The organism is Microbacterium sp. zg.Y909, assembly GCF_024626565.1.
The window spans coordinates 1-5,544 of sequence record NZ_JANJFJ010000292.1 but is presented as its reverse complement, the minus strand read 5'-3'; the positions used below and the strand labels follow the sequence as shown (position 1 = coordinate 5,544).

6 protein-coding genes are annotated in these 5,544 nt (G+C 70.3%); 5 read left to right on the top strand and 1 reads right to left on the bottom strand.

Annotated features, from left to right (window positions below):
• The 5 genes from rho to NQ160_RS17395 all read left to right on the top strand — a co-directional run.
• Positions 1-1,092 (top strand): transcription termination factor Rho (gene rho / locus NQ160_RS17415; protein WP_257516411.1); only part of this gene is annotated, 1,092 nt, incomplete at its 5' end.
• Between the two features lie 28 nt (positions 1,093-1,120).
• Positions 1,121-2,194, top strand: a complete 1,074-nt coding sequence (prfA, locus tag NQ160_RS17410) for a peptide chain release factor 1 (protein ID WP_257516412.1) — start codon at positions 1,121-1,123, stop codon at positions 2,192-2,194.
• Positions 2,195-2,275: 81 nt separating this feature from the next.
• Positions 2,276-2,686, top strand: coding sequence for a hypothetical protein (locus NQ160_RS17405; protein ID WP_257516410.1), 411 nt, complete (start codon positions 2,276-2,278; stop codon positions 2,684-2,686).
• Between the two features lie 139 nt (positions 2,687-2,825).
• Positions 2,826-4,289, top strand: a complete 1,464-nt coding sequence (locus NQ160_RS17400) for an HNH endonuclease signature motif containing protein (RefSeq protein ID WP_257516409.1) — start codon at positions 2,826-2,828, stop codon at positions 4,287-4,289.
• Positions 4,290-4,465: 176 nt separating this feature from the next.
• The gene (locus NQ160_RS17395) at positions 4,466-5,236 is read left to right on the top strand and encodes a hypothetical protein (protein ID WP_257516408.1); all 771 of its coding nucleotides are present in this window, start codon (positions 4,466-4,468) and stop codon (positions 5,234-5,236) included.
• A gap of 12 nt (positions 5,237-5,248) precedes the next feature.
• On the opposite strand, the gene NQ160_RS17390 is transcribed toward NQ160_RS17395, so the two are convergent.
• On the bottom strand, positions 5,249-5,544 hold a 296-nt coding region (locus NQ160_RS17390; RefSeq protein ID WP_374113672.1), incomplete at its 5' end, for a serine O-acetyltransferase.

Below are 5,544 nucleotides of genomic sequence, written 5' to 3'. Positions count from 1 at the left end.
GGCACCAGCGACGTCTACGTCTCGCTCGGCCAGGTGAAGAAGTACCACCTGCGCAAGGGTGACGCTGTCGTCGGTGCCATCAAGCAGCCCCGCGAGAACGAGCAGACCGGTCGCCAGAAGTACAACGCGCTGGTCAAGGTCGACTCGATCAACGGCCTGTCCGTCGACGACGCCGCTGAGCGCGTGGAGTTCGGCAAGCTGACGCCGCTGTACCCGCAGGAGCGTCTGCGCCTCGAGACGGCCCCCGAGAAGCTGACACAGCGGATCATCGACCTGGTCGCCCCCATCGGCAAGGGTCAGCGCGGCCTCATCGTCGCGCCCCCGAAGGCCGGCAAGACCATCGTGCTGCAGCAGATCGCCAACGCGATCGCGACGAACAACCCCGAGGTGCACCTGATGGTCGTGCTCGTGGACGAGCGGCCCGAAGAGGTCACCGACATGCAGCGCACCGTCAAGGGCGAGGTCATCGCCTCGACCTTCGACCGTCCCGCCGAGGACCACACCACGGTCGCCGAGCTCGCCATCGAGCGTGCCAAGCGCCTCGTGGAGCTGGGCCGTGACGTGGTTGTGCTGCTGGACTCGATCACCCGTCTGGGCCGGGCCTACAACGTCTCGGCGCCGACTTCGGGCCGTGTGCTGACCGGTGGTGTCGACGCCTCGGCGCTGTACCCGCCGAAGCGCTTCTTCGGAGCTGCGCGCAACATCGAGAACGGCGGATCGCTCACGATCCTCGCCACGGCTCTGGTCGAGACCGGGTCCAAGATGGACGACGTCATCTTCGAGGAGTTCAAGGGCACCGGCAACAGCGAGCTGCGCCTGAGCCGTCAGCTCGCCGACAAGCGCATCTTCCCGGCCGTCGACGTCAACGCCTCGAGCACGCGTCGCGAAGAGATGCTGCTGTCGCCCGACGAGGTCAAGATCACGTGGAAGCTGCGTCGCGCCCTCGCCGGGCTCGACCCGCAGCAGGCCCTGGAGGTCGTGCTCGGAAAGCTGCGCGAGACGCAGTCGAACGTCGAGTTCCTGGTGCAGATGCAGAAGTCGATGCCCGCCCCCGGCGGCAGCAGCCACGCGAACGACAACAGCATCCGCTGAGCGGGAGTCGACCGTGTCCGACGCCGGCATGTTCGAGTCCGTCCGCGGGCTGATCGACGAGCACCGCGCGGTGCAGGAGGAACTCTCCGACCCCGCGGTGCACGCCGACGCCGCCCGCGCCAAGCGGGTGAACCGGCGCTACGCCGAGCTGTCGCGCATCGTCGCGGCCCACGACGCGTGGGTCGCGGCGGCGGACGACCTCGAGGCAGCGCGCGAGCTCGCCAAGGACGATGAGGCCTTCGCCGAGGAGGTCCCCGCTCTCGAGGAGCAGGTCACTGCCACGCAGGAGCGTCTGCGGCGGCTGCTCATCCCGCGCGACCCCGACGACGCCCGCGACGTGATCATGGAGATCAAGCAGGGCGAGGGCGGCGCCGAAAGCGCGCTGTTCGCCGCCGACCTGCTGCGGATGTACGTGCAGTACGCGGCATCCAAGGGGTGGAAGACCGAGGTGCTGGACCGCAACGAGTCCGACCTCGGCGGCTACAAGGACGTGCAGATCGCGATCAAGGGCTCGTCGAGCGACCCCGCGCAGGGGGTGTGGGCGCACCTGAAGTACGAAGGCGGCGTGCACCGCGTGCAGCGCGTGCCGGCGACGGAGTCCCAGGGGCGCATCCACACCTCGACCACCGGCGTGCTGGTGTTCCCCGAGGTGGACGAGCCCGACGAAGTGCACATCGAGCCGAACGACCTGAAGATCGACGTGTTCCGCTCGTCGGGGCCCGGCGGTCAGTCGGTGAACACCACCGACTCGGCGGTGCGCATCACGCACGTGCCCACCGGGATCGTCGTGTCGATGCAGAACGAGAAGTCGCAGCTGCAGAATCGCGAGGCCGGCATGCGCGTGCTGCGTGCGCGGCTGCTGGCGAAGCAGCAGGAGGAGCGGGATGCCGCGGCCTCCGATGCGCGCAAGTCGCAGATCCGTGGCATGGACCGCTCGGAGCGCATCCGCACCTACAACTTCCCCGAGAACCGCATCGCCGATCATCGCACCGGCTACAAGGCGTACAACCTCGACCAGGTGATGGACGGCGCGCTCGAGCCGATCGTGCAGTCGGCGATCGCGGCCGACGAAGAGGCGCGACTGGCGGCGCTCGGGTCCTGAGGGGCAGTTCCTCGGTGCGCGGGGTCTGCTGCGCGTGTGCCGGGTCTGGCAGCAGTCCTGCTCGCGGACTAGGGTCGCCGCATGACGACGTTGCTGCTGCGCGCGGCGGTGTTCTTGGGGTCCGCGGCTCTCGGTCTCGTGGCGGCAGACCTGATCGTCCCGGGTTTCCGCATCGTGTGGTCCCACTGGTGGGGATTCGTGCTCTGCATCGTGATCTTCGCAGTGCTGCAGTCGGTGCTCGCTCCCGTGATCACCCGGGTCGCACGGCGGCACGCTCCGCCGCTGCTCGGGGGAGTGGGGCTCCTCTCCACCTTCGCGGCGCTGCTGATCGTCGTGCTGCTGCCCATCGGCGGTCTGCGCATCGCCGACGCCCTGGCGTGGGCTCTCGCGCCCGTCGTCGTCTGGGTGGTGACGGCGATGGCGACGGTGCTGCTGCCGAAGCTGTTCATCCGGCGCGGGGCGGACGTGCGGGGAGACGCTCGCCGGGCGTGATGCGGTGCCGGGTGCCGCGGAGGCGCGTTGAGCGCCGTCTCCTCCACAGGGTCGGCGTAGCGCGAGGTATGCATAATGCGGGGTTGGCCGGGGGTTTGTAGGCGGCTCAATGTCGGTGGTCCGCGGGACAATTACGGGTATGAACACCTCCGCGACACACTCCCGCAGCGACACCCGGTCGCTGCGCGCGGTGGTCGCGGGGCTCGAGGTCACGCGTCGGCGGATCGCGGCGCTGCACGCGGAGGAACTGCAGCTGCTAGCACGCGCCGATGCGATCGCGGCTGAGCAGACCGCCCGGGTGCCGTCCAGTGAGCGGCGGGAGCGGGAGATGCCGGCCCGGGCGATCGCCGCGGAGGTGGGTGCCGCGCTGCGGCGCCCAGACCGGGGCATGCAGGACCGCATGCGCGACGCGACCGTGCTGGTGGGTGGGTTCGCCGCGACCGTCGCGGCGTTGCGGGGCGGTCGGATCGACGCCGGGCACGTGCGGGTCATCCGCGACGCCGGCGCTGCCATCACCGATCCCGAGACGCGGGCCCGGTTCGAGCAGGCGGCGCTGGTGGTGTGCGAGCGGGAGACCCCGGGGCGGGCGAAGCCGATCGTCGCGGTGATCGCGCAGAAGATGCACCCGGTGCCGTTGCAGGAACGGTGTGCCGAGGCGGCCGCGGGACGGCGGGTGTGGGTGCGGGACCTCGACGACGGGATGGCGGAACTGGCGGCGGTGCTGCCGGCGGTGCTCGCGTACTCGATCCGGGACCGGCTGAACCGGCACGCCCGCGAGATCACCGACGCCCATCGCACCGCCGCCGCGAAAGCGGCAGCCGCAGCCGCGGCCGCGGCACGCGGCTCTGACGTCGGTGCCGATGCCACCGACGCGACCGACGCCACCGGAACGCACGCCGCAGCCGCCGCGACCGACGCTGACGCGGACGCAGGCGCAGGCGCAGGTGCCACGGCACCCACCGCCACCGACGTCCTCGCGACGGACCGGCGCACCATGGACCAGATCCGCGCCGACGTGCTCACCGACCTGCTCCTCACCGGAAACGCCACCGCCCCGACCGAGATCGGCGCTATCCCGGAGGGTGCCTCGATCGTCGCGCAGGTGCAGATCGTCATCCCCGCGAACACACTCATCGGGATCGGAAGCGAACCGGCGGAACTGGTTGGGTACGGACCCATCGACCCCGACAGCGCCCGGCACCTCGCCGCGACCGCGGAGTTGTGGGAGCGGTTGTTCACCTCCCCGACCACCGGCGCCGTGGAACAGGTGCTCACGTACCGACCCAGCCGAGAGATGCGACGACACCTCGACACCCGCGACGAGCACTGCCGGTTCCTCGGGTGCCGAAGACCGGCCCGACACTGCGACCTCGATCACACCCACGACGCCGCCCTCGGCGGACCGACCTGCGTGACCAATCTCGCGAACCTGTGTCCCGGACGACATCACCCCGTCAAGCACGGCACCGCGTGGAGCGTGGTGCAGAAAGCCGACGGCATCCTGGAATGGACCAGCCCCACCGGCAGGGTCCACACCGACATCCCCCGACGGGTGCTGGAGTTCATGGCCCTCGCTGCCATCGACGAACCCGCACCTTTCTAGGGAGCGGCCTCCGATCGTCGCCAGGGCGAGCGACGCGGCAACGCGCGTCGACCACGGACACCAGAGCGTTGCCGCAGCGACGCGCGGTGGCGCTATGGTGTCCCAGGGTGACGAGAAGGTGAACAGAAGCTGTTCACCGGGGGCTCGTCAGGGGACTTCTGGGGGATGAAATGGCGATGCCTGTCGACGACAACGCCGCCGACGCGTCGGGAGGGGCCACGGCGGAGCGCCCGCCGGTGCGGCTGACGATCCGGGCGCGCACGGTCATCGCGGTGCTGGGCGTGATCACCGCGGCCTTGGCATTGGCGCACTTCGCCGTGCACGGCGCGGCGTGGCCCGGCCTGCTCAACTATGAGGGGCGGGTCGTCGGCGCGTTCGACATGGACTCCGAGACCAGCATCCCGACATGGTTCAGCATGATGCTGCTCCTCGGCATCGGCGCGGTGCTCGGTGCGATCGCCCAGGCGACGACCGATCGACGCGAGCGGCGCATGTGGGTGATCTTCGCCGTGGTGTTCGTCTTCCTTTCGCTCGACGAGGGCGCCGCTCTGCACGAGAGCCTGATGTATGCCACGCGCAACCTGCTCGGCATCACCGGCGGGCCGCTCTGGTACGCGTGGGTCATTCCCGTCGGCATCGTGCTGCTCGTCGCCGCGCCCTTCGTCATCGGCTTCGTCCTGCGTCTTCCCGCTCGCACGCGTGCGCTGATGATCCTCGCCGCGGTGATGTACCTCGGAGGTGCCATCGGCATCGAGATCGCGAGCGCCACCGCCGGTGCCGAGGTCGAGTCGCTTCGGCGCGGCGAGAACGACCCCGTCGTGTGGACGCTTGCCGCCTTCGAAGAGACCCTCGAACTCGCCGGGCTGACGGTGATGGCTGCCGCCGTCATCCTGCACCTGCGCGATCACGCTCTGGCGGGCAGGGCGCTGGGTATCGAGGTGCGCTGAGGCGCGCTCGCGTCAGATGAAGTACTCCGGCGCCATCAGCAGCGCGCGGGTGTCCTCGCCGGGGGTGCGCTTGCGCGCCTTCGCGGGCACCCCCACCAGCACGCTGTCGGCCGGGGCGTCCTTGGTCACCACGGCGTTCGCGCCGATGGCGGTGCCCGCACCGATCGTGACGGGACCGAGCACCTTCGCACCGGCGCCCACCAGCACGCGATCCCCGAGGGTGGGATGCCGCTTGCCCCCGTTGCGCGTCCGGCCGCCGAGCGTGACCCCGTGGTAGAGCAGCACGTCGTCGCCGATCTCGGCGGTCT